General features: G+C 70.4%; 21 protein-coding genes and 1 CRISPR repeat array. Of the genes, 9 read left to right on the top strand and 12 right to left on the bottom strand.

Annotated features, from left to right (window positions below; translation table 11 throughout):
* Positions 1–63: 63 nt before the first annotated feature.
* A complete protein-coding gene (locus tag VFB40_RS28200; RefSeq protein ID WP_324856056.1) occupies positions 64–900 on the bottom strand; it encodes a 2,3,4,5-tetrahydropyridine-2,6-dicarboxylate N-succinyltransferase in 837 nt (278 codons plus the stop codon).
* 106 nt (positions 901–1,006) lie between these two features.
* On the opposite strand from VFB40_RS28200, the gene VFB40_RS28195 reads away from it, so the two are divergent.
* The 3 genes from VFB40_RS28195 to VFB40_RS28890 all read left to right on the top strand — a co-directional run bounded on the left by VFB40_RS28195 (position 1,007) and on the right by VFB40_RS28890 (position 3,902).
* Positions 1,007–1,978, top strand: coding sequence for a VldE C-terminal domain-containing protein (locus VFB40_RS28195; RefSeq protein ID WP_324856054.1), 972 nt, complete (start codon positions 1,007–1,009; stop codon positions 1,976–1,978).
* A 168-nt stretch (positions 1,979–2,146) separates the two neighbouring features.
* Positions 2,147–2,992 (top strand): hypothetical protein, encoded by an 846-nt coding sequence (locus VFB40_RS28190; protein WP_324856052.1) that lies wholly within the window; start codon positions 2,147–2,149, stop codon positions 2,990–2,992.
* Positions 2,993–3,400: 408 nt separating this feature from the next.
* Positions 3,401–3,704: direct repeats of the CRISPR family, unit length 25 nt; unit sequence CCTGCCGGTGGTCGGCAGCCTGACC.
* 33 nt (positions 3,705–3,737) lie between these two features.
* Positions 3,738–3,902, top strand: a complete 165-nt coding sequence (locus VFB40_RS28890; protein WP_527249216.1) for a hypothetical protein — start codon at positions 3,738–3,740, stop codon at positions 3,900–3,902.
* Between the two features lie 228 nt (positions 3,903–4,130).
* Here the strand turns inward: VFB40_RS28890 and dapC are convergent, their stop codons facing one another.
* Both dapC and fdxA read right to left on the bottom strand, forming a co-directional pair.
* A complete protein-coding gene (gene dapC / locus VFB40_RS28180) occupies positions 4,131–5,288 on the bottom strand; it encodes a succinyldiaminopimelate transaminase (protein WP_324856048.1) in 1,158 nt (385 codons plus the stop codon).
* Positions 5,289–5,364: 76 nt separating this feature from the next.
* Positions 5,365–5,691, bottom strand: coding sequence for a ferredoxin (fdxA, locus tag VFB40_RS28175; protein ID WP_324842073.1), 327 nt, complete (start codon positions 5,689–5,691; stop codon positions 5,365–5,367).
* A gap of 118 nt (positions 5,692–5,809) precedes the next feature.
* On the opposite strand from fdxA, the gene VFB40_RS28170 reads away from it, so the two are divergent.
* Entirely contained in the window at positions 5,810–6,079 is a 270-nt protein-coding gene (locus tag VFB40_RS28170; RefSeq protein ID WP_324856046.1) for a putative acetyltransferase, read from the top strand.
* 38 nt (positions 6,080–6,117) lie between these two features.
* On the opposite strand, the gene ilvA is transcribed toward VFB40_RS28170, so the two are convergent.
* Positions 6,118–7,449 (bottom strand): threonine ammonia-lyase, encoded by a 1,332-nt coding sequence (gene ilvA / locus VFB40_RS28165; RefSeq protein ID WP_324856045.1) that lies wholly within the window; start codon positions 7,447–7,449, stop codon positions 6,118–6,120.
* 163 nt (positions 7,450–7,612) lie between these two features.
* On the opposite strand from ilvA, the gene VFB40_RS28160 reads away from it, so the two are divergent.
* The 3 genes from VFB40_RS28160 (at position 7,613) to VFB40_RS28150 (ending at position 12,473) form a co-directional block, all read left to right on the top strand.
* Positions 7,613–8,119, top strand: a complete 507-nt coding sequence (locus VFB40_RS28160; RefSeq protein WP_324856042.1) for a MarR family winged helix-turn-helix transcriptional regulator — start codon at positions 7,613–7,615, stop codon at positions 8,117–8,119.
* Positions 8,119–9,825 carry an MDR family MFS transporter gene (locus VFB40_RS28155; RefSeq protein ID WP_324856040.1) on the top strand — a complete coding sequence of 569 codons (1,707 nt, stop codon included), beginning with the start codon at positions 8,119–8,121 and terminating at the stop codon, positions 9,823–9,825. Before VFB40_RS28160 ends, VFB40_RS28155 begins: the two co-directional genes overlap by 1 nt.
* 104 nt (positions 9,826–9,929) lie before the next feature.
* Positions 9,930–12,473 (top strand): hypothetical protein, encoded by a 2,544-nt coding sequence (locus tag VFB40_RS28150; RefSeq protein WP_324856038.1) that lies wholly within the window; start codon positions 9,930–9,932, stop codon positions 12,471–12,473.
* On the opposite strand, the gene VFB40_RS28145 is transcribed toward VFB40_RS28150, so the two are convergent.
* Together VFB40_RS28145 and VFB40_RS28140 are read right to left on the bottom strand one after the other, a co-directional pair.
* Entirely contained in the window at positions 12,452–13,414 is a 963-nt protein-coding gene (locus VFB40_RS28145; protein WP_324856036.1) for an ROK family protein, read from the bottom strand. The genes VFB40_RS28150 and VFB40_RS28145 overlap by 22 nt on opposite strands.
* Positions 13,415–13,564: 150 nt before the next feature.
* Positions 13,565–14,782: an FIST signal transduction protein gene (locus VFB40_RS28140; RefSeq protein WP_324856034.1), complete on the bottom strand. Its 1,218-nt coding sequence runs from the start codon at positions 14,780–14,782 to the stop codon at positions 13,565–13,567.
* 301 nt (positions 14,783–15,083) lie between these two features.
* On the opposite strand from VFB40_RS28140, the gene VFB40_RS28135 reads away from it, so the two are divergent.
* Positions 15,084–16,091 (top strand): glycerophosphodiester phosphodiesterase, encoded by a 1,008-nt coding sequence (locus tag VFB40_RS28135; RefSeq protein ID WP_324856032.1) that lies wholly within the window; start codon positions 15,084–15,086, stop codon positions 16,089–16,091.
* A 52-nt stretch (positions 16,092–16,143) separates the two neighbouring features.
* Here VFB40_RS28135 and VFB40_RS28130 read toward each other — a convergent pair whose 3' ends face one another.
* The 4 genes from VFB40_RS28130 to VFB40_RS28115 are packed head-to-tail and all read right to left on the bottom strand — an operon-like array spanning position 16,144 to position 21,669.
* Positions 16,144–16,836: a class I SAM-dependent methyltransferase gene (locus VFB40_RS28130; RefSeq protein WP_324856030.1), complete on the bottom strand. Its 693-nt coding sequence runs from the start codon at positions 16,834–16,836 to the stop codon at positions 16,144–16,146.
* The gene (locus tag VFB40_RS28125) at positions 16,821–18,989 is read right to left on the bottom strand and encodes an ArnT family glycosyltransferase (protein WP_324856028.1); all 2,169 of its coding nucleotides are present in this window, start codon (positions 18,987–18,989) and stop codon (positions 16,821–16,823) included. The genes VFB40_RS28130 and VFB40_RS28125 overlap by 16 nt, the downstream gene beginning before the upstream one ends.
* Positions 18,986–20,020, bottom strand: coding sequence for a glycoside hydrolase family 26 protein (locus tag VFB40_RS28120; RefSeq protein WP_324856025.1), 1,035 nt, complete (start codon positions 20,018–20,020; stop codon positions 18,986–18,988). The genes VFB40_RS28125 and VFB40_RS28120 overlap by 4 nt, the downstream gene beginning before the upstream one ends.
* Positions 20,017–21,669, bottom strand: coding sequence for a glycosyltransferase family 2 protein (locus VFB40_RS28115; protein ID WP_324856058.1), 1,653 nt, complete (start codon positions 21,667–21,669; stop codon positions 20,017–20,019). Before VFB40_RS28115 ends, VFB40_RS28120 begins: the two co-directional genes overlap by 4 nt.
* 202 nt (positions 21,670–21,871) lie before the next feature.
* Between VFB40_RS28115 and VFB40_RS28110 the strand changes: the two genes are divergently transcribed.
* A complete protein-coding gene (locus tag VFB40_RS28110) occupies positions 21,872–23,215 on the top strand; it encodes a polysaccharide biosynthesis protein (RefSeq protein WP_324856023.1) in 1,344 nt (447 codons plus the stop codon).
* 93 nt (positions 23,216–23,308) lie between these two features.
* Here the strand turns inward: VFB40_RS28110 and VFB40_RS28105 are convergent, their stop codons facing one another.
* Positions 23,309–25,210, bottom strand: coding sequence for an RIO1 family regulatory kinase/ATPase domain-containing protein (locus tag VFB40_RS28105; protein WP_324856021.1), 1,902 nt, complete (start codon positions 25,208–25,210; stop codon positions 23,309–23,311).
* 88 nt (positions 25,211–25,298) lie between these two features.
* The gene (locus VFB40_RS28100) at positions 25,299–26,555 is read right to left on the bottom strand and encodes a cystathionine gamma-synthase (RefSeq protein ID WP_324856019.1); all 1,257 of its coding nucleotides are present in this window, start codon (positions 26,553–26,555) and stop codon (positions 25,299–25,301) included.
* Between the last annotated feature and the right edge of the window lie 175 nt (positions 26,556–26,730).

The raw sequence follows: 26,730 nt of genomic DNA, 5'->3' as shown, positions 1-26,730 counted from the left end.
CCGCGCTGTCTGCCGGAACCGCGGCCGCGGAAACCTCGGCGCCACCCGTCTCGCCCGACTGCATCAGGCGCTCATCCCGTGGTCCCGCAGGATGCTGTTGAGCTGCGCCTTGTCGTGCCGCTGGCCTTCATCGAGCCGCTTGAGCACCAGGACGCAGGGCAGGCCGAAGGAGCCGCCGGCGAACTGCTTGGTACGGGTGCCGCCGACCGCGACGGACCAGGCCGGGATGTGCCCGCGGCTGATCTCCTCGCCGCTCTCCACGTCGATGACCGGGATCGTCGCCGACAGGATGGTGCCGGCGCCCACCATCGCGCCCTTGCCGACCCGCGCGCCCTCGACGATCATCGACCGGCTGCCGATCATCGCGTCGTCCTCGACCACGACCGGGATCGCGTTCGGCGGCTCCAGCACGCCGCCGATCCCGACGCCGCCGGACAGGTGCACGTTCTTGCCGATCTGCGCGCAGGAGCCGACCGTCGCCCACGTGTCCACCATCGAGCCGGAGTCCACGTACCCGCCGATGTTGGTGAAGCTCGGCATCAGCACCACGCCGGGCGCGAAGTAGCTGCCCCACCGGGCGATCGCGCCGGGCAGCACGCGTACTCCGGGGAAGCTCTTTTTCAGCGGGATCCGGTCGTGCTGGTAGAACTCGCCGACCGTGCCCTCCGTCATCTCCAGCACCTTGAAGCCGAGCAGGATGGCGCGCTTGGCCCGCTCGTCCACCAGCACCGCGTCGGTGGCCGGGTCCACGAAGGCCACCCGGGCCGCGCCGGAGTCGAGCAGGTCGACCGCCTCGACGACCAGCTTGCGGGCGTCCGCGTCGGCCGGGCTCAGGTCGGCGCGGCGCTCCCACAGTTCGTCGATCACGGCGGGCAGCGGGCTGGAGAAGGTGTCGGTCATGTGCCAAGACTAATGCGGACCCGTGACACGACCCGGACCCGTCTCGCACCGCGATCGCGTTACGGTAACGGGAAGCCCCCGCCTTCGACCGACGCCGAGGAGCACTGTGCCGCGCACCGCCCAGACCAGTCACGACACGCAGGCCCTCGCGCCCCGCGGCGGCGGTGGCGGCTGGCTCAAGGCGCTGATCGTGGCGCTGGTGATCGCCGGGCTGATCGCCGCGGCGGCGCTGTGGGCGGTGCACAAACTCGGGCACCTGTCGATCTTCCAGTCCTCCGGATGCACCGTCAGTTCCCCGGCCGGCAGCATGAGCCTGGATCTCGAGCAGGCGAAGAACGCCTCGACGATCGCGGCGGTGGGCGTCTCGATGAACGTGCCGTCCTTCGGCATCGAGGTGGCGCTGGCCACCGCGCGGCAGGAGTCGAAGCTGCACAACCTGGACTACGGCGACCGCGACTCGGTGGGCCTCTTCCAGCAGCGGCCGTCGCAGGGCTGGGGCACGCAGGCGCAGATCCTGGACCCGGTGTATTCGACCACGAAGTTCTACCAGGCGCTGCTGAACGTCTCCGGCTGGCAGAACATGTCGCTGACGCAGGCGGCGCAGGCGGTGCAGAAGTCGGGCTCGCCGACCGCGTACGCGCAGTGGGAGCAGTTCGCGACGGTGCTCTCCGCGGTGTTCACCGGTTCGGCGGGCGCCGGGCTCGGCTGCACGCTGGACGGGCCGACGTTCCCGGCGCAGGCCAAAGGCGCCGGCGCGCTGCTGACGGCGCGCGGCCAGGCGGTGGTCAACGAACTGCGTACCGAATTCGGCTCCGCGAATGTCGGCAAGGTCGACGGGATCGCGGCGGACGGGCGCTCCTTCGGCGTGACCGTGCCGAGCTCGATCTCAGGCACCGCGGCGTCGGCTCGTGGGTGGGCGTACGCGAACTGGGCGGCGGCGCAGGCGGAGACGATGGGCATCGCGCAGGTCTCGTACGGCGGCAAGACATGGTCGGCCTCGGACGGCGCGGCCGGTTGGAAGGCCGATTCGAGTGCTACGGCGGCTGCGGGCCCCGTGCACATAGTCATGGTCGGCTGACCGGGGTTTGTTCGAGGCAAGCAGGCAATTCACTGAATCGAGTGAATTTCGGCCCCAGGATTGCGATAGTTACCGTTTCGTTACCTTATTTGGCCGCAACTTCCGCGGGCTCCTCATCGATGAGTGAAGGGTAGGAATACCCGCCGTTCACATAATTCGAGGAGCACCATGAGCAACTCGCAGTCCCGCAAGGGCCGCCACGCCGCGCCGAGCAAGGGCATCTTGAGCGGGAATACCGGCCGCCGCCTTGCTGCGACGGCCGCAGCGCTGACCGCCGGAGCGGTACCACTGGCGTGTGCGGGAACGGCGGCCGCGGCGACCGGTCCGCAGGCCGACCTGCAGACGCTGGGGCTGCCGAACGTCGCGCTGCCGTTCGGGCTGCCGGACTCGATCAATCCGCTGGTGGCGGGTGTCCCGATCGCCAACGACCTGCCGCTCGACGGCACGCTCAACGCCGCGACCCCGCCGCTGAGCGACCTCATGCAGGTCGGCGACCTGGGCCTGCTGCCGCAGCGGCCGCAGGCAGACGCACAGGTGCGTTCGGCGACGCTGGACGCGCAGCCGGCCGACTCCGCGCAGAAGCTGGCGGTCGGGACGGGCAACCTCGCGAACGCGGCCGACCGGCTGCTGAGCGGCCAGACCCAGCGTGCGGCCACCCAGCTGGCCGAGGCGCTGCCGGTGAACAACGTGATGCCGCAGCTGGCCGCATCCGGGGGCGCGCTCGGGCTGGCGCCGAACGTGCTGCACCAGGGCGCGCTCGGCACGCTGACCTCCGGCCTCTCGCCGCAGGCCGATGCGCTGGCCGGAGGCGTGATCGGCCAGGCCGCGCCGCTGGTCTCGCAGCTGCGCCAGGGCGGCGTGCCGACCGTCAGCGACCTGACCGGCAAGCTGAGCGGCACCCAGCTGCCGATGGTCGGCAGCGTCGGCAGCCTGACCCAGACGCTTCCGGTCACCGGCGTGCTCGGCGCGGACAGCCCGGTCACCGGCGCGCTGCAGAGCGCCGGCTCGCTCTAAGCCGGCCGTTTTCCGGAAAAACCGGCCGAGCGCGGGCCCGGAAATACGCTCATCCGGTCTTTGGACCTCCAAACCGCGCCGGGTCCTTTACCCAAACGTTACTCTGCCGGGCCGAAACCCAAGCCGTGCCCGGCTCGTAATTCCCAGTGACGCGGACGCCGCTGTACTCGGCCCGCGTCGCCGGCCGCCGAGCGGCGGCCGGGCGTCATCCGGGCCGTCGGCCCACCCGGCCTGGGCGCGGGAGCCGAGCCGACCGCCCCGGACCGCACAGTCCACACGGAAATGAGAGACACAGATGAGCCACGCCGGGCGTCGAATCGCCTCCACCGCGGCGGCCGCCGCCGCCGTCGCCCTGCCGGTCGCCGCCGCCGGGGCCGCGCACGCGGACACCCTGCCGCTGGTCGGCTCGCTGCCGGTGGTCGGCAGCCTGGCCGAGAGCCAGACCACGGCGCACCTGACCCAGGGGCTGCCGCTCTCCGGCCTGCCCGTGGTCGGCAGCCTGGCCGGGCAGCAGAACGGCGCCTCCCCGCTGAGCGGCCTGCCGGTGGTCGGCAGCCTGGCCGGCAGCGGCCTGCCGGACGTCGCCGGGCTCGCCGGCAACGGCGGCGCCTCGCCGCTCAACGGCCTGCCGGTGGTCGGCAGCCTGACCAGCGGTCTGGGCAACGGCGGCCTGCCGGTCGTGGGCAACCTGCCGGTGGTCGGCAGCCTGACCGGGCAGCAGGGCGCCAACGGCGGGTCGGCGAGCATGCCGACCTCCACCGAGTCGGTCCCGATGCAGGCGCAGCACGTCGCCGCGCAGGCCCCGGCCATGGTCGCGCACCCGGCGGCCGAGGCGGCGCAGGGCCAGCAGGCGACCACCGACGCGGCCAAGCTGACCACGCACTACGTGGCCAAGCACAAGAAGGCCTGACGAACAGTCAGGGAAGCAGCCGGACCGACTGACACAGCCGGCGGCTGAGCGGCCGGTGGCCCGCCGACTCCGAACCGGGAGCCGACGGGCCACCGGCCTTTTGGTCGCTGTCGGTGCGATGGCGCGGTACGGCAGTAGCCCCGGCAAGGCGGTGTCGAAATGCGATGCCGAAATGCCGTGATGAAGCGATGAGGCGGTACGGCGCGCGGCGGAGTCGGTCGGAGTCGGTCAGCCGGCGAGCCGCGCCGCGGCGGACGCAATGCGCTCGTCGGTCGCGGTAAGTGCCACCCGGACGTGGTGCTCGCCGCCGGGACCGTAGAACTCGCCGGGGGCGGCCAGGATGCCCAAGTCCGCCAAGTGCGCGACGGTGTCCCAACACGCTTCGGGCTCACCGCTGACGATGCGTGAGGCCCACAGGTAGAGGCCTGCCTCGGAGTGGTCGATGCGGAATCCCGCATCCTGCAACGCGTTACGCAGCACCGTGCGGCGGGAGCGATAGCGCTCCTTCTGCGCGGCCGCGTGCTCATCGTCGTCGAGCGCAGCGGCAGTAGCCGCCTGAACCGGGCCCGGCATCATCATCCCGGCGTGCTTGCGCACTTCGAGCAGCTCCGCGACGAGCGCCGGATCTCCGGCCACGAACGCGGACCGGTAGCCGGCCAGGTTCGAGCGCTTGGACAGCGAGTGCACGGCGAGCAGCCCTTCGTGCGAGCCACCGCACACCTCCGGATGCAGGACCGACACCGGTTCGGTGCCTTCCCAGCCGAGCGAGATGTAGCACTCGTCAGAGACCACGGTGACGCCCCGGGCCCGCGCCCAGGCGACGACCTGCCGAAGCAGGTCAGGCGAGTGGACCCGGCCGTGCGGATTGCCCGGCGAGTTCAGCCAGAGCAGTCGGAGATTCTCCGGCGCCCCGCTGACTTTCCCCGAGGCGTCATCCGGCGCGATCCACTGCTCCCGCAGCTCGCCGTCGGACACCGGGACCGGCGTCGCGCCGGAGAGCAGCGCGCCGATCTCGTAGGTCGGATAGGCCGGGGTCGGGTACGCCACGGCGTCGCCCGCGCCGAGCCCCAGCAACGCGGGCAGCCCGGCGACGAGTTCCTTGGAGCCGAGCAGCGGCAGTACCGACACGGGGTCTACCGCCACACCGAGCGCGCGCAGCATCCAGCCGGAGGCCGCCTCACGCAGCCTGGCGGTGCCGTGCGTGGTCGGGTAACCCGGCGAATCGGCGGCCGCAGACAGCGCACGACGCACACTCTCGGGCGTCGCGTCGACCGGCGTCCCGACGGAAAGGTCCACCCGTCCGCCGGGATGGGCGTCCGCCTTGGCCGCGTACGGCTTCAGGCGGTCCCACGGGAACTGCGGCAGACGGGCGGACACGTGCGGCATCGGTGCTTTCCTCGCGCGGGTCGCTAGGTGCGGGGTGCTCGCGCCTTCGGCCGGCGCGGGCGGCAGGGGGCGGCGCTCAGTGCGCCTCCTCCTTGCGCGGGATCGCCGTGATCACCGGGTGGTCCTTGGGGATCAGGCCGAGCTTCGAGGCGCCGCCGGGCGAGCCGAGGTCCTCGAAGAACTCGACGTTCGCCTTGTAGAAGTCCTTCCACTGCTCCGGGGTGTCGTCCTCGTAGAAGATCGCCTCGACCGGGCAGACCGGCTCGCAGGCACCACAGTCGACGCACTCGTCCGGGTGGATGTAGAGCGAGCGCTCGCCTTCATAGATGCAGTCGACCGGGCACTCCTCGATGCATGCCTTGTCCTTGACATCCACACAGGGCTGCGCGATGACGTAGGTCACGTCCGGGTCCTCCTGGCCTCGGACCGGGTCGCTAATCCCGGCCCATCATCGTCAATCGATATGGTGCGACACCTAGTATCGCGCTTAGCAAAGCTGCAACGCACAAAGGGGCGCTGAAGTGGACGGTACATCACCGAGTGGGGCGCTCCGCATCAGCGCACAGGATGTGGGATCACGGGTCGTGCTGCGTTACCGGCTGGACCCGCCGGATCACGGTCAGTTCGGCGAGACGCTAAGCGACCTGGTGGGCGAATTGCTGGAGTGGACCGAGGGCGCACAGGGACAGGCCACGGTCCGCAGGCGCTCCGGCGAGCAGGTCTCGGTGAAACTCGCACGCGTCGTCGCCGGGAAGGTGATCCCGCCGCCGCGTCAGAAACCGGCCGGCTGAAGGCTTCCGCCGCGGATCGCGCTCGCTCCCTCGCTACCTCACTGCACGGTCGGGGCGTACCCGGCGGCGCTGAGCCGCGCCACCACCGCATCGGCGTGGTCCGGGCCGCGCGTCTCCAGCGTCACCGCCACCTCCACCTCGGCGATGCCCAGCCCGGCCGAGGTGCGGCCGTGCTCCACGTCGACGACGTTCGCGTCGACCGCGGCCAGCTCGGCCAGCAGTTGGGCGAGCGCGCCGGGCCGGTCGGTGAGCCGCAGCCGCAGCGAGAGGAACCGTCCCGCGGCGGCGAGCCCGTGACGGATGAGCCGCAGCAGCAGCAGCGGATCGACGTTGCCGCCGGAGAGCACCGCCACGACCGGGGGCTCGAACCGCGGCTCGCCGGAACCGAGCTGTCCTGAGGCCGTTTCCTGGGCGGCTTCGAGCAGCGCGGCGACGCCTACCGCGCCCGCGGGCTCGACCACCAGCTTGTTGCGCTCCAGCAGGAGCAGCAGGGCCTGGGAGATCAGCTCCTCGGACACGGTCACGATCTCGGTGCCGAGCCCGCGGATGATACCGAACGGCAGCTGGCCGGGGCAGCCGACCGCGATGCCGTCGGCCATGGTCGTCATCGAGGCGATCGGGGTCGGCGATCCGGCGAGCAGCGAACCGGGATAGGCGGCGGCCGCCGCTGCCTGTACGCCGACGACGCGCACGTCCGGGCGCATCGCGCGCAGCGTCGTGGCGAGGCCGGCGAGCAGCCCTCCCCCGCCTGTGGCCGCGACCACGGTCTTCACCTGCGGGCACTGCTCCAGGATCTCCAGCGCGACGGTGCCCTGACCCGCGATCACATCGGGGTGGTCAAAAGGATGAATGAGCGCCGCGCCGGTCTGCTGCGCGAAGGCCCGCGCCGCGATCAGCGCCTCGTCGACGGTGGTTCCGGCGAAGCGGACCCGCGCGCCGTAGGACTCGGTGGCGGCGACTTTCGGCAGCGGCGCGCCTTCCGGCATGAACACCGTGGACTCGATGCCGTGCAGGGTCGCCGCGAGCGCGACGCCTTGGGCGTGATTGCCGGCGCTGGCGGCCACGACGCCTCGGGCGCGCTCGTGCGGAGGCAGGTTGTGGATGCGTACGTAAGCGCCGCGGATCTTGAACGAGCCGGCGCGTTGCACGTTCTCGCACTTGAACCAGACCTCGCCGCCGAGCTGCTCGGACAGCGGCCGGGACCAGGCCAGCGGGGTCGGACGCACGACGTCGGCGAGCAGCTTGCGCGCGGCGAGCACGTCGTCGAGGGTCACCGCGGGGGTGTCGCCGGTAGTAGTGGTGGTGGCCTGCGGTTTGTCTCCCGGCGTGGTGTCGCCTTCGACCGCGGCCCGCTCCTTGTGGGTAGCCATGGGGTCAGGCTACGCGGATCGCGATCTCGGTTCGACGGTCAAGCGGTCCGGCGGCCGGTGAGCGGAACCGCAGGTCAAAAACTACTTGCATGCCGCAAGCAACTAGGCATATAGTTGCAAGGTACAAGCAACTTCCTGGAAGCCCTATCCGCGGATGGTCTACATGTCGGTCCACACTCACGAGCGGCCCCCGCAGCCGACCGCCGGCGACGCGGCGCTCGACGCGCAGGCCGTGACGGCGCCGACAGTCGCGGACGTGCGCGCCCTGAGCGATGCCATGCGGGCGCTGTTCATGCAGGCCAAGAACCGGCACCGGGCGATGGAGAAGACTCCGGAGCACGGCCGGATCTCGGTGCTGTTCGTGCTGGGCAAGGTGGGTCCGATGCGCGCCTCCGCACTCGCGAAGGAAGCACAGCTGGACCTGTCCACGGTCAGCCGGCACCTGCGCGTCCTCGAGGAGGAGGGGTACGTGGTCAAGACGGCCGACCCGGACGACAAGCGGGCTTTCCAGGTGGGGGTCACCGAACGGGGACACGACTTCGTGGAGCGGTTCTGGTGCGAACGCGCGACCGCGATTCGCGACGCGCTGGCCGCGTGGCCGGCCGACGACGTGCACGCCCTGACAAAACTGCTCGACAGATTCGTACGCGACACCGAAGGATGCTTTTAATGAACGCACCCGCGACGGCGGCCGACGGCCGTCCCATGATGTCGCACCGGCAGATCATGGTGGTCTTCAGCGGCCTGATGCTGGGCATGCTGCTGGCCGCCCTGGACCAGACCATCGTGTCCACCGCGCTGTGGACCATCGTCCAGGATCTGGACCCGGTGCACGGGCTGGCCCACCAGTCCTGGGTGGTGACCGCGTACCTGCTCGCGTCCACGGTCGTCACGCCGATCTACGGCAAGCTGGCGGACCTGTACGGTCCCAAGAAGATATTCATGTTCGCGATCAGCCTGTTCCTGGTCGGCTCCGCGCTGTGCGGGATGTCGCAGAACATGGGCGAGCTGATCGCGTTCCGCGCCCTGCAGGGCCTGGGCGGCGGCGGCCTGATGGCGCTGGTGTTCACGATCATCGGCGTCGTGGTCCCGCCCCGCGAGCGCGGAAAGTACCAGGGCTACTTCGGCGGCGTGTTCATGCTCGCCATGGTGCTCGGCCCGCTGATCGGCGGCTTCTTCACCGACCGCAGCCACCTGTTCGGGACCACCGGCTGGCGCTGGATCTTCTACGTCAACCTGCCGATCGGCATCCTGGCGCTGATCGTCGTCTCGATCGTGCTGCACGTGCGCAACAACCAGATCAAGCACAAGATCGACTACACCGGCGCGGCACTCGTGGCCGCCGGGGCCTCGGCCCTGCTGCTGGTCACCGTGTGGGGCGGCACCACCTACGCCTGGGGCTCCAGCACGATCATCGCCCTGATCGCGGTCGGCGCGGCGCTGCTGGTCGGCTTCGCGCTCTGGGAGGCCAAGGTGGCCACCGAGCCGATCCTGCCGATGCACCTGTTCCGCAACTCGATCTTCACGGTCTCGAACCTGATCGCGCTGGTGCTCGGCATGGCGATGATGGGCTCGCTGATCTACGTCTCGACCTACCTGCAGCTGGTGGTCGGCTACAGCCCGACGATGGCGGGCCTGGCGATCCTGCCGATGATGGCCGGCATCATGCCCGCCTCGATCATCGGCGGGCGGATCATCTCGAAGATCGGCAAGTACAAGGCGTTCCCGATCGCCGGCACCGCGATCGCCGCGGTCGGCATGTACCTGATGTCCCGGCTGACCGAGACCACCGGCGCGGCCGAGCGCGGCGTGTACATGTTCGTCCTCGGCCTCGGCATGGGCCTGGTGATGCCGGTGCTCACGCTGGCCGTGCAGAACTCGCTGCCGTTCAAGGACATCGGCACCGGCACCTCGGCGAACCTGTTCTTCCGCAACATGGGCGGCTCCTTCGGCACCGCGATCTTCGGCGCGGTCCTGATCAACCGGTTCAACCACTACGCCGCGATCGACCTGCCGAAGGGCGCGGGCCTGAGCGGCGGCGGCAGCCCGAACGGCCTGAGCCGCAAGGCGCTGGACGCGCTCAACGTGCAGCACCCGGGAGTCGAGGCGGCCATCCTGCACGTGTTCGTGCAGGCCATGTCGGTGGTCTTCCTGGTCGCCGCGGCGACGATGCTGGTCGCGTGGGTGCTCAGCCTGTTCCTGAAGCAGGTCCCGCTGCGCGCGATGGGCGCACCGGCGCCTGAGGGCGCGGTGGAAGGCGGCGCGCCGCAGGACGCGGTCGAAGGCGCGACCACGGGAACGGCTGCGGGCACGACCGGGGACGCGGCGGGCGACGAGGCCTCCGCCACAAGCGATGCGGCACCAGTGATGCACTAGCACTGGCGGCGCACGAGACGGCATCGATCCGGGTGCGTGACACGCATCCGGACCGGCCGGATCCACCCTCAGCCGGGGGCGCACCGGGCCACTACGCTGGCCGGGTGCGCCCCCGTCGTCTACTGTCCCCGCTCTCGCTGCTCGCGCTGCTCGCACTGCTCGGTGCCGCGCTGGCGAGCGTGATCGTGGCGGGCGCCGCAGCGGCACAGGCCGCGGAGCGCACGGCCAGCGGACCACCTGCGGGGCGCGTCGTCGTTATCGGGATCGACGGTTTGCAGTGGAGCGACGTAACGCAGACCGGGATGCCCACACTCTTCAATCTGGCGCGGCGCGGCAGCATCGCCTCGCTCGTGACGCGCGCGGTGATCAACGACACGTGTCCGGCAGACGGCTGGCTGACCCTCAACAGCGGCACTCGGTCGTTTTCCGGAAGGGTGATGCAGTACCCTGCCGGGACGAGTTCCGCGACGTCCCTGGTCACGCTCCCGCAGACGTACTGCACGCCGTTGCCCGACGCCCCACAGAGCGCGGGTTCGTACGACATTCCGAACTTCTCTGCGTTCACGGCGCCGAACAACGCCTACAGCTACGCCCCGGTGTTCGGGTCGCTCGCTGCACCGATCACGGCGGCGGGTGGTTGTGTCGCGGCGTCAGGTCCCGGCGCCCTGCTCGGAGCAGCCGACGCACACGGGCACGTCGCGAACTACTTGGGTGCGCCGGATGCCCTTACAAAGAGCGATCTCTCACAATGCGCGCTGACTCTCGTCGATCTCGGCGGCGTCACCGCCTTACCGGCGCCTGCCGCTACTATCCAGCCGCAGCCGCCGATCGACCGCGTGTACCCGTATGCGGCGCTCGACTCCGAACTCGGGTCGCTCATCTCACGGCTGCCTACGGGCACGATCGTGGTCGTGGCCGGTCTCGATGACTCCACGACCGAACCGCAGCTGCACGCGCTGCTCGTGTCAGGCACGGCTCAGACGACTGCGACGAGCGGGGCGGCAAGCACCACGACCTTCGACGGCAAGCACTGGCTCTACGCTTCTTCGACGCGGCACGCCGGCCTCGTGCAGACCCTGGACCTGACGCCTTCGCTGTTGCACTGGGTCGGCCTGACGCCGCAGCAGATCTCCGCCGTCGACTCGAAGTCGTTCATCGGAGCGCAGATCAGCACGCGGGGCAACGCCCCGTCAGATCCGGCCGGGGCGATCGTCACCCAGGCCTGGCTCAACACCGCCAACCAGACCTTCGCCCAGACCAACGGCCGATTCATCACCTGGATGGCGCACGCGATCACCATCCTGGCCTGGGCCGCCGGCCTGGCCTTCGCCGCGGTGCGCTGGCTGCCGCAGCGGTACTCCCCCGGCCGATTCGCCCGCCGCTTCCCGCGCCTGCGCCGCTGGCGGACCGGCTTGACCGGGGCCGTCGTCATCTGGGCCACGGTGCTGGGCGCGGTCGCCCCGGCGTCTTTCCTCGCGAACCTGGTGAACTGGTCGGCCACCTTCGCCCCCGGCCCGATCCTTTACGGGACGATCGCGGGGATCAGCGTGCTGCTGGCGGCAGCCGCGTTCGCGGCCTGCCGGCTGGCGCCGTCGTTGCGCGGGCAGCCGCTCGCCCCGGCCGGGCTGCTCGGCCTGCTGACGCTTCTGATCATCGCGGCGGATGTGGCGACCGGATCGCGGCTCCAGGCCCAGACCCCGTTCGGTCTCTCGTATGTGATCGCTGGACGCTTCTACGGGATCGGTAACAGCGCGGTCGGTGTGTATTGCGCCGCGGCGATGATCGGGTCCGCCTGGCTCGCCTCGCTGCTGATGCCGCGTCAGGGGTCAGGTGAAATCCCGGCGCACGCCTGGCCGCACACCTTCCGCGCGGCCGCGGAGGGTTGGCTGCGTCGGGCGGTGCCGGGGCGGCTCGGCTTGAGCCGGTTGCCGGACGCGACGCGTACCGAGCGGCGGCGTGCGCTGCTCGTCGTGGGGGCGGTCGCTCTGGTGGCGGTGGCTGCCTGTGGCTATCCCGGATGGGGCGCGAAGTTCGGCGGCACGATCGCGATGGTGCCCGGGTTCGTGCTGCTGCTGTTCCTGATCGCGGGCCTGCGGATCACCTGGCGCAAGGTCCTGGTGGTCGCGATCAGCGGCGTGGTGGTGGTCTCCGGCTTCGCGGTGCTCAACTACCTGCAGCCGGCCGGGCAGCGCTCGCACTTCGGCAACTTCGTGGCCTCGATCTTCGACGGCGGCTGGACCGGCACGATCCACCGGAAGATCGACACGAACCTGGCCTCGATCGACAACGACTGGTTCAGCCACTACGTGCCGTGGATCCTGTTCTGGACCCTGCTGGCGATCGTGGCCCCGCGCCTGGTCGGCGCGCGCGCGCTCGCCTTGGCCTACGCCCGCGAACCGTTCGTGCGCTGCGCGTTGTGGCTGGCGCTGATCACGGTCGCGATCGGCTGGTTCGTCGACGACTCGGGGATCCTGGTGCCGAAGATGGCACTGTTCCTAGCCGCGCCGCTGGGCGTGCTGAGCGTCGCGTTGACACTGCGGCCGAACGCCGTCGAAGCCGACGGCGCGTCAGCTGACGCACCGGCAGACGGTCCGGCCCGTCGGGTGAACGACCCGGTGGCCGGCGGTCAGTCCTTGGGCGACCAGTAGCACTCCGGATGCACGATCAGCGCCGCCGCGCCGACCAGTCCCGCCTCCTGGCCGAGCGCGGCCGGGACGACGCGCACCGGACGGGCGAAGTCCAGGCGCAGCCGCTCGCGTAGCGTCGCCTCCAGCGGGTCGAACAGCAGCGGTCCGGCCTGCGAGAGCCCGCCGCCGATCGCCACCACTTGCAGGTCGCCAAGGACGGTCGCCGCAGCGATCGCGAGCCCGAGCGCCCGGCCCGCGCGGGCCAGCGCCTTGAGCGCGATCGGGTGCGAGCGGCGCGCGTCGTCGACCAGATCGCGGCCGGTGCGCTGGTCGGCCGGCACGCCCGGTCGCCAGCCCTGCTCGGCCGCCCAGCCGGTCAGCCGCGGACCGGACGCGATCGCCTCCAGGCAGCCGATCCCCCCGCACGCGCACCGCGGCTCGTCGGCGTGCACGATGACGTGGCCGATGTGCCCGGCGTTGCCGCTGTGCCCGTCGATCAGCCGGCCGCCGAGGATCAGGCCGCCGCCGACTCCGGTGGACACGACCATGCCGAGCATGTCCTCGGTGTGCATCCCGGCGCCGCGCCAGTGTTCGGCGACCGCGAGGCAGATCGCGTCGTTGTGCACACGCACCGGCAGGCCGGGAAACGCCTCGGCGAACCGCGCCCGCAGCGGGAAGCCGCGCCATGCCTCGATGTTGAGCGGTGAGACCTCGCCCTGCGGCCATCGCATCGGGCCGCCGCAGCCCACTCCGACGCCGACGAACTCGGCCGGGTCCGTCTTCAGCTCGGCGACCAGGCCGAGCAGGGTGCGGAAGATCATCTCGCCGCTGTCGGTGACGCCGGGCTGCGGGGTGGCGGTCCGCAGGTTCTCCAGGACCCGGCCCTCGCCGTCGACGACGCCGACGGCGAGCTTCGTTCCGCCGACGTCGATGGCCAGGACTCGCTGCTCGGTCGTCTCCACGGCGTGCGTTCCCTCCGGCGTTCGCCTGAAATCGATGACGCTGTGGTCACGATGGCACTGTGCTCACGATGGCACTGTGCTCACGATGTTGCTGTGTTCAGTGCCTCAGCGTCGCTCCGACCGTACCCAAGCGGGCAGCGCCTTAGACGATCAGACGATCTTCGCGTCCGGATCCGCGAAGGCGAGCACGGAGGCCGTGTAGCCGTGCAGGTGGTTTCGCCCGCCGACCGGCCCGATCTCGCCGGCGCCGAAGAACCCGGAGACCGCGTTCGTGCCGAGCCCCGCGCGCACCGCCAGAATGTCGTGTCCTGCGCCGAGTGGCTGCGGGAAGAGGTCCCCGGCCCGGCCGTTGCAGGACACGACGAGCGCGCCGCCGATCGTGGCGTAGCCGGGCCGGTCGCGACAGGCCGTCAGCACCGTGTCCAACTCCCGGCCGGCGCTGGCGGCGTCACGCAGCTGGAAGCGCACGGTACGCCCCACGCCGATCACGTCGCCGACCGCGACGCCGCCTCGCTCCGGATCGGTGCCGAGCACGCCGCGGATCAGGAAGTCGCCGCTCTCGTGCTGGTCCGCGTATTCGTCCATGGCGAGGCCGAGGTGCAGGCCGGTTGAGACGGCGTGGCGCTCTCGCTCGTCGAGCTCGTCGAGGATCTCGCGCAGCTTGTCCAGCGCGGGCTTACCGGCCAGGCCGAGCAGCATGTTGCCCTCGGCCGCGGTGACGGTCATCGTCGGGCCGATCGGGCGGCAGCCCTGGCTGACCGCTATCGCCGCGTCCACAGGACCGCCGAGCATCACGCCGACCGCGCCCTCGTCATAGGTGGCCGAGCCGCGGATCAGCCGGGCGGAGCCGCGTCCGGCCAGTCCCGGCACCAGGCCGCCGACGAACGGCAGGCCGGGCAGCGCCTCGTTGGAGCGCTCGACGAAGCCGTCCGCGGGGAAGCTGTGCGGATCGGCCAGCACCAGCACGACGCGGTCGTCCGGCCAGGGTTCGGGCAGTCCGCCGACGGCGATCGAGTCGGCCTCGCGGGTCGCGCGAAGGTGGAAGGGCCGCACCCGCACCCCGGGCAGCCGGCCCGCCCACACGGCCACCGCGGGCTCGCCGCCGAGCAGCGGTCCGACCGCGCGGGCGTCGCCCATGACGCCGGGGGTCAGCGCCCCGACGACGACGCAGCGTTCGTTGCCGGTGGCGGCGACCATGGCGTGCACCGTGGCGGCGACCCGGTCGGCGTCTTCCGGATCCGTCACCCCGGCGAACACGGTGACCAGGTCGGGCGCGCCCTCCACGGTGGAGAGCGCGCCGTAGGTGGCGCGCCGCGCGGCGCGCTCTACGTCCGTGTCCACCGCGAGGCCCTCACCGAAGCGCGACATGTCATCCATGATTCCATCACCGGCCGCACCGGGTTACTCCCGTTGCCGGGCATTGGGTGCCGAACCGGGTGATACTTCCCTCCCGGTGGCACTCGCAGGCCGAAAATCTCCGCGAACCTTAAAGTTCCCTGCAACGCGAAGGCTGGATGAAGCGTCCTTAGTCGCAACCGAACGCATACGGGTGGATCGGGTTCGGGGCCGGCGAAATGAGGGGTGTATGCGCGGCTGGGCGGTCACACGGATAAGTCGGCACGGGCCGACTCGGCACCGGCCGAAGCGGCGCGCATTGACTCGGGGCGCCTTGAATCGACACAGGCCGGGCCGGCTGCTGGCGGTGCTGCTGAGCGCGGGGGCACTCTGCGCGTCGGCCGCCTGCTCGGTCACCACCGCACCGGCCGACCCGCAGCAGGTCGCCAACGGGGTCGGCCACACGGGCGGCGGCGTGATCGTCCACATCGGGGCACCGAGCCCGTCGCCGACGCTGCGCGGGCCCAAGAACTGGCCGCGCCCATGGGACCATCTCGACGACCCCTGCGCGGCGCCCCCGGTGATAGCGCACCGCGGCGAGGGCGGCATCAACGCGCCGCTGCCGGAGAACACCGCCACCGCTGAACTGGCCGCCGTCGCGCAGGGCGCCTCGATGCTCAACGCGGACGTGCGCTGGACCAAGGACAACGTGCCGGTCGCCATCCACGACGCGACGCTCAACCGCACCACGACCGGCACCGGCCCCGTGCTTTCGGTCACCGCCGCCCAGTTCACCGCGCTCGGCTTGAAGTCCAACGACGGCAAGCACCGGTTGCCACACAATCAGCACCCGCAGACGCTCGCGCAGTTGCTCGCCGCGGTGAAGCACACCGGCCGGCCGATAGTGCTGCAGATGGAGGCCGATCCGTTCGCGGCCGGAGGGGCGGGTCAGGCCTCGATCAACGCGCTGGCCGCAGTCATCTCAGCGTCCGGTTACGCGAACCGGGTGGTAGTCGGCGGCTGGGAGGCCGACGACGTGAGTGCGTTCTCCGCGGCCGCGCCGGACGTGATGACGGCGTACATCCAGGAGTCGGGGAACCCGTCAGCGTCGTCGATCACTGCGACAGGTGCGCGGATTCTGTACATCGACTTCGCGCGGATCACTCGCGCGCAGGTCGTTGCGTGGCGCGCGGCCGGATTGGCCGTTTGGGTGTGGACACCGCCGTTCTCCACGCAATGGGTACACCTGCGCGGGCTCGGGGTGGACGCGATCGCGACGAACTGGGTGCCGGCTTATACACACTGGGCGCCCCCGTGCGCGGCAGTGCCGTTCTCTGACTGAGCAGAACTGTTCTCTCGACAGGGCGGCAGAAACGTGCGCGCCGAGCCTGCTCCTACGCCGGCTTGCGTGCTAGTCCGAGCACGTGCGACGCGGTCGGGTCCGGCAAGTAGAGCCGCGGCGGGAAGCGGAACCGGCTCAGCGTGCTGATCTCGAATCCGGCGGCCGAGACGGCCTCGCCGGTTTCCCGCGAGCAGTGGCAGCCGGCGCCGAGCAACGGCCAGACCGTCGCATCGAGCGCGCGCTGCCCCCACGCCGCCGCGCGGCCCTGTGAGCGCACGTGCTCCATGAAGCGGAACTCCCCGCCTGGCCGCAGGACCCGGCGGACCTCGTCGAAAGCGGCCTGCTGATCCGGCACGGAGCACAGCACGAGCGAGACGACCACGGCGTCGCAGGAGGCGTCGGCCAGCGGCATCCGCTCGGCCACGCCGCCGATCACCTCGATCCGGACGTTCCGCGCGACCTCTTCCGCGGCTTGCCGCGCCTTCGCCCGCAGGGTCGGCTCCGGCTCCACGGCGACCAGCCGGGTCACCTCGGCCGGATAGTGCCGGAAGTTCAGGCCGTTGCCGGGGCCGATCTCGACGACCTCGCCGCTGAGCCCCTCCAGCAGCCGCCTGCGGTACTGCGCCAGGCCGCCGCGGTCCATCGCCACCGAGATCCGCGAGTAGTACTTGGCGAACCACGGATGTGCCCGCCTGCCGCTCGCTGCCGGACTCGGCGGCGTCTGCGTCACTACTTCTTCACCCATACCTGATAGGTAGTCGGTCCGTACGAGGTCTGCACGTTGTATTCAGACACTATGCGATACGGGCTGATCGGCGAGTGCAGGCCCTTGAGGATCGCCTGGTCGACCTCGGGCGTAGTGGTTCCGTCGATCGCGACGACCTGGAAGTAGCCCTGCTCGACCGCCGTCTGGTAAGCGATGTCCCCGGTCAGCCACTGGCCCTGCCAGTCGAGGTAGAGGAAGGCGAAGGTCGAGGTGAACTGGGAGGGCTCGGCGTCGGTGTCGCCGCGCAGGTAGTAGATCGGTACCTCGTCGATCTCCACCAGGTATTTCCCGCCCGGCTTCTGGTACTGCTTGATCGTGGCCACCAGACGGGTCGCGTCCGGCCAGCCGCGGAACATGATGTGCGATTGCGACATGCCGAACGCGAAGGCCACCACCGCGGCGCCGATGCCCAGTTGCAGCCGGCCGAAGTGCCCGCCGACCAGCCGTACGAGTCCGTAGCCGGCCAGCGGCGCGGCGAACATGAGGCCGAAGCCGATGTGCTTCTGCAGCGCGACGTCGGTGTGGATGCGCAGCTGGTTCGCCGGGGCGAGCAGCGCGGTGCCCAGCATCAGCGCGACCAGCGCCACCCGGCCCCACTTGCCGAGGGTGAGCCGGGAGTCGACGTCCGGTCGGTGCCGGAAGATGTAGTAAAGGCCGCCGACCACCGCCACGGCGAAGACCGGGGCGCCCCACTTGCCGATCTCGGTGAGCAGCGTCTGGGTGGAGGTGCCGCCTTGCGCTCGCGCCGTCGTGGTCTGCTGGATGCCGTGCACGTACGTCGGTCCGGCGAGCTTCAAGGCGCCGTACGCCATGGAGCCGATCATGGCCGTGAGCGATATCGGACGCAGTAACGCCCAGCGCCAACCGTGGTAAGGGATGGCCGTGATGCACGACAGCACGATGATCGTCGGTATGAACAGCAGCGATGCGTACTTCGTGCCCACCGCGAGCAGCATCGGTACAACGGCCAGTGCGTAGTACGGCCAACTCGACAAGGCCCCGCGCACTACGATCCACGCCGCGAGCGCGAGCAGGAAGACGCAGGGCGCGTCATAGGTGGCGAACCCGCCCATGAAGATCGCGGAAGCCGTGGTCCCGAACAGCCCCGCGCCGCACAGCGCCGAGCGCACGCCGAACAGCCGGCGCCCGATCAGGTAGACCAGGCAGGTAGCGCCGAGCATGAACGCCAGGCTGAGCAGGCGGGCCGCGAACACCCCGCCGATCTGGTCGGCGATCGCGCCGACGATCGGGTAGAGCACCGGGGCGCCGGAGAAGTACGCGGCGAAGTTGTCGATGGGCTGGCCGTTGAGCAGATGCGCGAGTTCGAGGTGCCCCGAGTAGAGGTACAGCGCCTCGTCTTCGAACGCCGTGTTGCTGTTGCGCAGCGAGAGGAAGGCCTGGACGAAGAGGATGGCGAGCAGCAGCCCGCGGCGCGGCGTCGGGATCAGCCGGGAGAGGCCGGTGCGGCGCTTGCCCGCCAGCGAGGCGTCCGCCTTGCGCTCGGCCTCGCGCAGCGCGCCGACGTTGATCAGCGCGGTCTCGATCCGGTCCGTCGACCAGTCGGCCGGGCGGATCAGGATGCCGGTCTCCTCGAACGGGACCGTGTCGCGCCAGGAGACCTTGTCCCCGAACCGCTTGGGCGCGGGCATGTCGACCGCAGGAGCCAGCTGTGTGCCGGGAGAGTCGGACTCCGCCGGCATCGGCTGCGGCGGCTGGACCGGCGGCGGAGCCTGTCGGGGCAGCGCGACCGGCTGTGTGTCCGACTCCTCGGTCCCTTCTGCGGGCGCGTCCGGGGCGATCGGGTGCGGTGGAGCGACGGGCTCCGACAGCACCGCCATCGCGTCCGGGGCGATCAGTAGGTCGGGCGGAGTGGCCGCGTCCGGGGCGACTTGTCCGGGTATTCGGACTCCGCCGGCCGGATAGACGACCGTGAACTCGGGTTCCCCGTCCAGCTCTTCGAACCCTGCTTCGACGGGTTCCGGCATGCGCTCGCTGAGCCGATCCAGCGCCTTGTGCGACTGGAACAGTTCGAACAGCAGGTCGCGGCGCTCCTGCGCGGTCCGGTCCGCCGCACCGGGCTCCTGCCGGTCGGTGCCCGGTGTGCGGCCGCCGTCGTTCATCGTGCTGCTCATCGGGCGGCGCCCACGTTGAAGCCGAACTCGGTGGCCGCCACGTCCGACCTGAACGCGGCCTGCACCGTGGGCCGGTTCTCCAGTCGCCAGTCGCCCTGGCGGTTGTAGTCGTACCAGACGAAGCCGAGTATGTCGTCGTGCGTGGCCACGGCGTTGAACAGGGCATTGACTGAGGCGACCTGGTTGGATCCGGCTTGGACGCCGGTCTCGGCGATGATGAACGGCTTGGCGGTGAACTTGCGGATGTCCAGCAGGGTCGGCAGGAACAGCGAGGAATAGGTGTGCGGGCCGTTGACCGTCCAGTATCCGGTCACGCCGATCCAGTCCACGTACTGGTCTCCCGGGTAGAGCGGCTGAAGTTGGATGTTGGGCACCGGGTAGATGTCGTTGGGGTCCCAGATCCAGATGACGTTGGTCGCGCCGACCTTGGCGAACAGGTCGTGCACATGCCGCCAGGCGGCCACGAAGTCGGCGGGGGCCGTCTGCTTGGTGCCCCAGGGGTACCAGTCGCCGTTCATCTCGTGCCCGAAGCTGAGCGCGATCGGCAGGTTCAGCGAGCGCACCGAGGCGGCGAACCGGCTGATGTAGTCGTCTGAGGCGCCGGCCGCGATCTGCTGCATGGTGGCCCCGAAGGGTTCCCAGACCTGGAAGTAGAGCGCGCCGTAGGCCCAGGCGTTCTTCACCGCCTGGGTGTCCAGGCCGGTGTTCCAGCCGACGTACGCGCCGAGCAGGTTCGGCTTCTTGCCCACCCAGGAGGCAAACTGCTCGGCCGGGGCGATCGACGCGGGGGCGCCCGGCATCTCCAGGCCGATGTACTTGTGCGCCGGCTTGATCAGGGGTTTGACGTCGAACGCGGGCTGGGTCAGGTTCGGAGCGGCGGAAGGTCCCGCGCTCGCGCCTGCCGCGGCGGGGCCCGCGGACGGGGTCATCTTCCAGGTCGCGGCGTCGCGCACCACGGAGCAGCCGGAAATCGAGCCCACGGCGAGGCACAGCGCGAGCAGCGGGACCGGGAAGCGGCGCCGACGGATCATGCCGCGGCAGGGTTCGGTCGGGCCAGCACGCGTGCGGCGGTGGCCGCGTAGAAGAGCCCTGAGGCGAGCAGCACCATGAAGTTGAACGGGTCCATCGTGTACATCCGCCACAGACACAGGCCGACCCACACGGCGGCGGTGACCGCGGTCCAGCCGATCATCCCGATCCAGAACCGCTTGTTGCGCCCCTGCTTCTTCGAGGACGAGCCGGAGGGCTGCCAGCCCATCCGGTTGTTACGCAGCACGTCCCAGATCGTGAAGACGTGCGCCCAACCGTAGACCATGCGGCAGGCATACGCCTCCAGCCGGTACGGCGCGCGATGCCACAGGGGGAAGATCACTCCGGCGTAGATGAGGCCGGGCACCACGTAGATCAGGTTCGTGATCTGCAGGTCCTGCGGCAGCCCGATCAGCAGCGCGATCGGCACGATCGGCAGGACGAACGTCATCAGGGCCGTGTGCACGTAATAGAAGAACCCGGACAAATAACTCAGCCGGACCCGGAACGGCAGCTTGGCGTGCCAGAACTTGCGGCTGCCGAGCATGCTCATGTTCCCGGAGCACCAGCGGTACTGCTGGTTCACGTAGGCGGCCAGGTTGTCCGGGCACACGCCGGTGGACAGCGCGATCGGCAGGTACTTCAGCCGCCAGCCGCGCAGGTAGAGGTCGAACCCGGTGTGCACGTCCTCGGAGTGCTCGATCAGGGTCATGCCGCCGTTGTCGTCGAGGGCGGCGCGCCGGTAGACCGCGCAGGTGCCCACGCAGATGGCGCCGTCGTAGCGGGAGAGCGAGGTCTGCACGGAGCGGTAGAAGAGCTCCTGCACGGCTCCCGCGCCGCGCTCCAGCCAGTTCTGCGAGTCGAGCACCCGGAAGAACTGCGGCGTCTGCACGATCCCGACGCTCGGATCCTGCATGTGCGGCAACGTCTCGTCCAGCATGTCCGGCCGCGGCGCGAAGTCGGCGTCGAGCAGCAGGATGAATTCGCCGCGCGATATTCGGTAGCCGTAAAGCAGGTTCCCGGCCTTCTTGTACCAGCCGCGATTAGAGCGCCCCGCATATACATAGCCGAATTCCTGCGCCATGCGGCGCAACTGCGGACTGTCCGAATCGTCCAGTACGTACACGTTGACTTCGCCGCGGTAATGCGCGGCCATCAACGCGACGTGGGTCCACGTGTTGCGCAACACCTCGACCGGCTCGCCGCACACCGGCAGCAGCACATCCACCGAGGGATAGACCGCCGGCCGCCAGCTGTCGACCACGGCCCGGTGCGCGACCAGGTCGAAGTCCTTCGCGGCCGCGTTGACCACGAGGGACACTGCGAAATAGCCGATGGTGAAGGTCAGGAAGGGCAGGTAGGCCCAGAACCAGGCGGAGACCTCGATCATCCGCACCTGGCTGTAGATGAGGAAGCCGAAGCTGACCACCGAGGCCCAGATCAGCAGCATCGCCCTGCGGTTGACGTACGAGTATTTCTCCACGTCGTCAGGGGGCTGCGGAAGCGACGGATCGGGCGCCGGGGGCCGTCCGACCCGGGGGATCCGGCTGGTCCCGGCCGAGGCGGCGTGCTGCGGCATCCGTTCGATGCGAGCGCCCTCGACGACGTCGGTCACGTCGAGCCACCCCTCCCGGACCAGAGGTCGAACCATCACGAGCCCGGCAATGCTATCCCCTATCGCGCGCCGCACAACAGCGCGTGCGGTACAGGTAACTTTCAGCCGACTTTTCATGAGGATCTCTTGAAGTCCGTGCGCTACCGGTGGGTAGAATCCCCAATCACCCCGGCCGCAGCGTGGCGACCTCCACGGTCGGCGGGGTTCAAGCACCGCCGCTCAGCACGTAAGGGGTCGCATGGAAAGCGCCGCATCCATTCTCGACGGCATGCGCGCGGCGATCCCGCAGGGGCGGGTGAAACTTGACCAGTCAGAGGTAAGGCTGCTCTCGGAGCTGACCGAACGCCTCGTGGCCGCGCGCCCCGACGCCCTCGCCGAATATCAGCGCTTCCAGGCGATACGCGAGCGCGGAATCTGCCTGCCGCGGGACGCGACGACGCAATGGCTGGCCGGGCGCACGGTGCTGGTCACCGGGGGCACCGGCTGCATCGGCTCGATGCTGATGGAGCAGCTCGCGGCGCTCGGCCCGGGCCGGCTGGTGAGCGTGAGCCGTGGAACGGTGCAGCCCTGGCGGCTGCCGCCAGGCACAGAATATCGCGAAGCGGACATACGTGACCGAACCGCGATATCAGAGCTTTTCGCCGAGCTCAAGCCCGAATTGGTGTTCCATGTGGCGGCCCAGCGGGAACCGGGCCGCGCCGAGGTCGAAGTGCACCGCACGGTGACCACGAACATCTTCGGAACCCGCAACCTCCTGGACGTGGCCGCCGAGCACGGGGTGCAGCACGTGGTGTGCGCATCGACCGGAAAGGCGCTGCGGCCCTACTCCCCGGACATTTACGCCGAATCCAAGCGCGTGGCGGAATGGCTCATGGCGCGCGCCGCGGCGCGGTCGCAGCTGCTGATCACGGCCGCGCGGTTCACGCACGTCGTGGACAACTCGATCATCGCCGACCGGCTGCGCAGCTGGTGCAAAGCCGGCGTGATCCGCCTGCACAGCGCGGAAATCGACTTCTACGCGCAGTCCGCGCTCGAATCGGCGCAGCTGCTGCTCGCCTCGGGCCTGAGCCCGCGGCGCGGCGTGGTGCGGATGCACGCGCTGCGCAATCTGGACTGGCCGGTCAACCTGCTGGACCTGGCGATCGGCATGATCGTGGAAACCCGCTCCAGCTCGCCGATCTACATCGCCGGGTACGAGAGCGGATACGAGCCGGAGGCATTCCCCGGCCTCTACGACCCGCGCACGGCCGGCTGTCTCAGTCCCCTCATCAACGCCTTCGAGGCGGCTTCTGTGGTGGCCGGAGACTGTACGGACACCGACGCCTTCGAGCTGCGCGCACCGAGCGACGACGCGGCCGCGCTGGAGGCGCTCACAGTGCTCGAAGAAACCTGCGAGAAGTCCGACGACTCGGCGGATCTGCGCGGACCGTTCGAGGCGCTGTCCCTGGCGCTGCTCGACAGTACTCTGCGAGACGTGCCCAAGCCCGCGCTGCAGCGCTCGATCCAGCTCGCCACGGCGCGTGGCGCGGCGAGCCGGGCTCACGACCGCCTGCTCGACGCGCTGCGCCGCTGGGCCGCCTAGTAAGCCGCGCCCGAGTCGCTATCCCGACAAGGGCAAAAGAGTCGGGCGGCAGGCCCCAAGCCCGCCGCCCGACCTTTCAGCCGATCCTCGCCGCTAGCTCCCCTGTCCCATGGACAGGTACGGAATCAGCTGGTTGATCTGCTGGCGGAATCCGGCCGGCACGCCGCTCTGGTTCAACGCGGAGCGCAGTTGGCTGACGCCGGGCTGAACCGAGGACTTGGAGCCGATTTCCTGCTGAAGGGTGCCGACCGCCTGATTAAGCGGACCCTGCGCCTGCTGCGGGATCTGCCCGGCGGCTTCAGCCTGGGAGACGGTCTGCTGGATCTGCTGGAGTGCTTGACCGGGGCTGGCCGGTGCGGTGGCCAGCGGAGTGACCGAGTAGCTGGGTGCCGCGGTGACGCCGCCGCCGGCCCCTGGGCTCGCCGAATTCGACCCCTGAGTCGGCGACGCCGCGGAACTCGGCCCCGGCGAGGTCCCTGCGCCACCCGCCTGACTCGAGATGGCGCTCGGCGAAGCACCGGCCCCGCCCTGTCCACCGGTGGCCTGCCCGGCCGTGGACGGCGAGCCGGTCGGTTTCGCAGACGGCGATGAGCCGCCTGCGCTGCATCCCCAGACGATGGCGCCGACGACCAGCACCACGATGGTGAGGGCGACGTAGAGCGCTGACTTAGGTCGTTGCGGCGGCGAGCCGTGCCGGCCAGACGGTGACGCGGTCGGCGTCAACGGCGCGGACGCCAGCCCGCTCGCACCGGCCCGCCCGGATCCGCCGCGTCCGCCTCGGCCGCGATTCGCGCCGCCACTCCCGCCGATCGCCTCGGCTCCGACGCCGACCGCGACTCCCGCGCCGACCAGCTCTCCGGCTGCCGCACTTTCCTCGACGACCTCGGCGTATCCGACCTCTTCCGCCGCTTCTACTGCTTCCGCCTCTTCTACTACTTCCGCCGCCGCGGCCTCTTCTGCCTCTGCAGCTGCCACCTCTGCAGCTGCCACCTCCGCCGCAACTATCGCCCCCGCGACGACTGCGGCCGCTGCCACCTCGACCGCCACCGCGGCCTCTTCCTCCACTGCTGACGCTTCGGCGGCGTTCTCCCGGACCCGCAGCGCGGCGGTCAACGCGCCGACCGTCGGGCGCGCGCCGGCCTCGCCGAGCGCCGCGACCAGCAGGGCCGCGAGCTGCGCACGCAACCCGTAGGTCGCCACCAGGTTCGCCTCGGCCCACGCGCGACGCCGCTCGACCAGGTCCAGCGTCAGCAACTGTGGCGCGGCCGCGCTCTCAGGGCTCGAAGCCGCGTCGAATCCGACCCCGAATTCCGCCTCCACGGCCTCCACGCCGGCGAGCGCGATGCATGCCAGCCAGGCCAGCGCGTAGACGTCGGCGGCGCTGGTCAGCTCGCTCGCCGACGCGACTTCGAGCGCAGCGGCCGCGGCCAGGTCGATCAGCAGCACGCCGTTTTCGGCGAGCAGGAACGAATAAGCGGACAGATGCCCGTGGACGATCTGCACCTCGTGCAGCACCTTGAGCACGTCGGCGATCCCGACGAGCACCGCGAGGATCTCCGCTTCGGTCAGCGCGCCGCGCAGCAGCACGGTGGCCAGGCTCTCCGCCTCCACCGGCTCCAAGACCACGTATCCGACGCGCTCGACCACCGCATCCGCAGTGCCTTCCGCATCTTCGCCCGCTGCCTCAGCTACCTGCTCAACCTCAACCTCGACCTCAATCTCGCCGAAGTCCAGCACCACCGGCAGCGCCGGGTGATTGAGCCTGCGCAGCGTGGAGACCACGCCGGCCAGGTCGGCCCCGGAGGCGTAGGTGTCGCGAGCGGCCGCGACCTGAAGCCAGACCTCGACGTCACGGGTCTCGTCGAGGGCGAGCCAGTACTCGTATTCAACGCCGGTCAGCGTACTGTCGGCGACGGCGAAGCGGGTCAGCCGCTCGACCACGCGGTAGCGGTCGGCGACGAAGGCGCCCTGCTCGATTGCGGAAATCCCCACCACGCGCGGCACTGTACACCAGAACACGGCGGGCGCCACAAGGCTTGATCCCGCCGTGTTCGGACCGTGATTTTGCAGGTCCGCCCGCGTATCAGCCGAGCGCCCTCGCGAGGTCCGCGAGCAGGTCGGCGCGGTCCTCGATGCCCACGGACAGCCGGACCAGGTCGGCCGGCACCTCCAGCGGCGAGCCCGCGGCCGACATGTGCGTCATCCGGCCGGGATGCTCGATCAGCGACTCGACGCCGCCCAGCGACTCGCCGAGGGTGAACAGCCGGGTGCGGCCGCACATCTCGACCGCCGCCTCCTCGCCGTCGGCGTGCCGGAAGGAGACCATGCCGCCGAAGGCGCGCATCTGCTTCACCGCGATCTCATGGCCCTGATGCCCCGGCAGGCCCGGGTAGCGCACCTCGCTCACCTTCGGGTGCGCGGCCAGCATCTCGGCGACCGCCGCAGCGTTCTGACAATGCCGGTCCATCCGGACCGCCAAGGTCTTGATGCCCCGCAGCGTGAGCCAGGCGTCGAACGGTCCCGCGACCGCTCCCAGCGAGTTCTGGTGGAACGCCAACCGCTCCCCCAGCCCGGCGTCGGCCACGACGAGCGCGCCGCCGACCACGTCCGAGTGCCCGCCGATGTACTTCGTCGTGGAGTGCACGACCACGTCCGCGCCAAGCGCGAGCGGCTGCTGTAGATAAGGAGTGGCGAACGTGTTGTCCACGACGAGCAGCGCCCCGGCCTCCCGCGCGATGCCCGCGAGCGCGGCGATGTCCGAGACGCCGAGCAGCGGGTTCGACGGGGTCTCGACCCACACCGCGCGGGTGCGCCCCGGTTGTACGGCCGCCCGCACCGCGTCGAGGTCGCCGAGGTCGACCGCGGTCCACTGCACGCCCCACCGCTCGTAGACCTTGGAGAACAGCCGGTAGGTGCCGCCGTAGGCGTCGTTCGGGATCACGACGTGGTCCCCCGGCGCCACGACCGTCCGCAGCAGGCAGTCCTCCGCCGCCAACCCGGACGCGAAGGCCAGTCCGCGCGTGCCGCCCTCGATCGCGGCCAGGCACTCCTCCAGCGCGGTCCGGGTCGGGTTCGCCGACCGGGAGTATTCGTAGCCGCCGCGCAGGCCGCCGACACCGTCCTGCTTGTAGGTGGAGACCTGGTAGATCGGCGGGACGACCGCGCCGGTCAGCGGGTCCGGCTCCTGTCCCGCGTGGATGGCCAGCGACGAGAAACCCAGCCGCTCGTCGTGCCCGGCGTGCTCGCCGTATGTGTCGTGCCCGCTGCGCTCACCGTGATCCCGGCGGGCCCGGTTTTCCCGGCCGGCCGGTTGATCCGCGTCATGTTTCGACTCAGTCATGCCGCCAGGCTATTGGACCGTCCGCGCGATCTGCACCGCCACTCAGGCCACCATCCGGGTCGACCCGCCCCTGGCCGGCCCGCCCCGAGCCGAGCGGCGGGCCCGTCGCCGCGCGACCACCCGCTCGTGTCCTAGGCAGGTCGCCACGAGTATCGCGGCGCCGACCAAGGCGATC

Source organism: Actinocrinis sp. (assembly GCF_035650855.1).
In the GTDB taxonomy this organism is placed as follows: domain Bacteria; phylum Actinomycetota; class Actinomycetes; order Streptomycetales; family Catenulisporaceae; genus Actinocrinis.
This window is presented reverse-complemented; position numbering and strand designations above follow the sequence as displayed.

Bases quoted from the DNA above. Each gene is read 5' to 3' on its own strand.
- VFB40_RS28890 (WP_527249216.1), top strand. From the start codon at position 3,738: ATGCCGACCTCCACCGAGTCGGTCCCGATGCAGGCGCAGCACGTCGCC.
- dapC (WP_324856048.1), bottom strand. From the start codon at position 5,288: ATGCCGCACGTGTCCGCCCGTCTGCCGCAGTTCCCGTGGGACCGCCTG.
- VFB40_RS28125 (WP_324856028.1), bottom strand. From the start codon at position 18,989: ATGAGCAGCACGATGAACGACGGCGGCCGCACACCGGGCACCGACCGG.
- VFB40_RS28110 (WP_324856023.1), top strand. From the start codon at position 21,872: ATGGAAAGCGCCGCATCCATTCTCGACGGCATGCGCGCGGCGATCCCG.
- VFB40_RS28130 (WP_324856030.1), bottom strand. From the start codon at position 16,836: ATGGGTGAAGAAGTAGTGACGCAGACGCCGCCGAGTCCGGCAGCGAGC.
- VFB40_RS28120 (WP_324856025.1), bottom strand. From the start codon at position 20,020: ATGATCCGTCGGCGCCGCTTCCCGGTCCCGCTGCTCGCGCTGTGCCTC.
- VFB40_RS28140 (WP_324856034.1), bottom strand. From the start codon at position 14,782: ATGTCGCGCTTCGGTGAGGGCCTCGCGGTGGACACGGACGTAGAGCGC.
- ilvA (WP_324856045.1), bottom strand. From the start codon at position 7,449: ATGGCTACCCACAAGGAGCGGGCCGCGGTCGAAGGCGACACCACGCCG.
- VFB40_RS28200 (WP_324856056.1), bottom strand. From the start codon at position 900: ATGACCGACACCTTCTCCAGCCCGCTGCCCGCCGTGATCGACGAACTG.
- VFB40_RS28190 (WP_324856052.1), top strand. From the start codon at position 2,147: ATGAGCAACTCGCAGTCCCGCAAGGGCCGCCACGCCGCGCCGAGCAAG.
- VFB40_RS28160 (WP_324856042.1), top strand. From the start codon at position 7,613: ATGTCGGTCCACACTCACGAGCGGCCCCCGCAGCCGACCGCCGGCGAC.
- VFB40_RS28155 (WP_324856040.1), top strand. From the start codon at position 8,119: ATGAACGCACCCGCGACGGCGGCCGACGGCCGTCCCATGATGTCGCAC.
- VFB40_RS28115 (WP_324856058.1), bottom strand. From the start codon at position 21,669: ATGGTTCGACCTCTGGTCCGGGAGGGGTGGCTCGACGTGACCGACGTC.
- VFB40_RS28100 (WP_324856019.1), bottom strand. From the start codon at position 26,555: ATGACTGAGTCGAAACATGACGCGGATCAACCGGCCGGCCGGGAAAAC.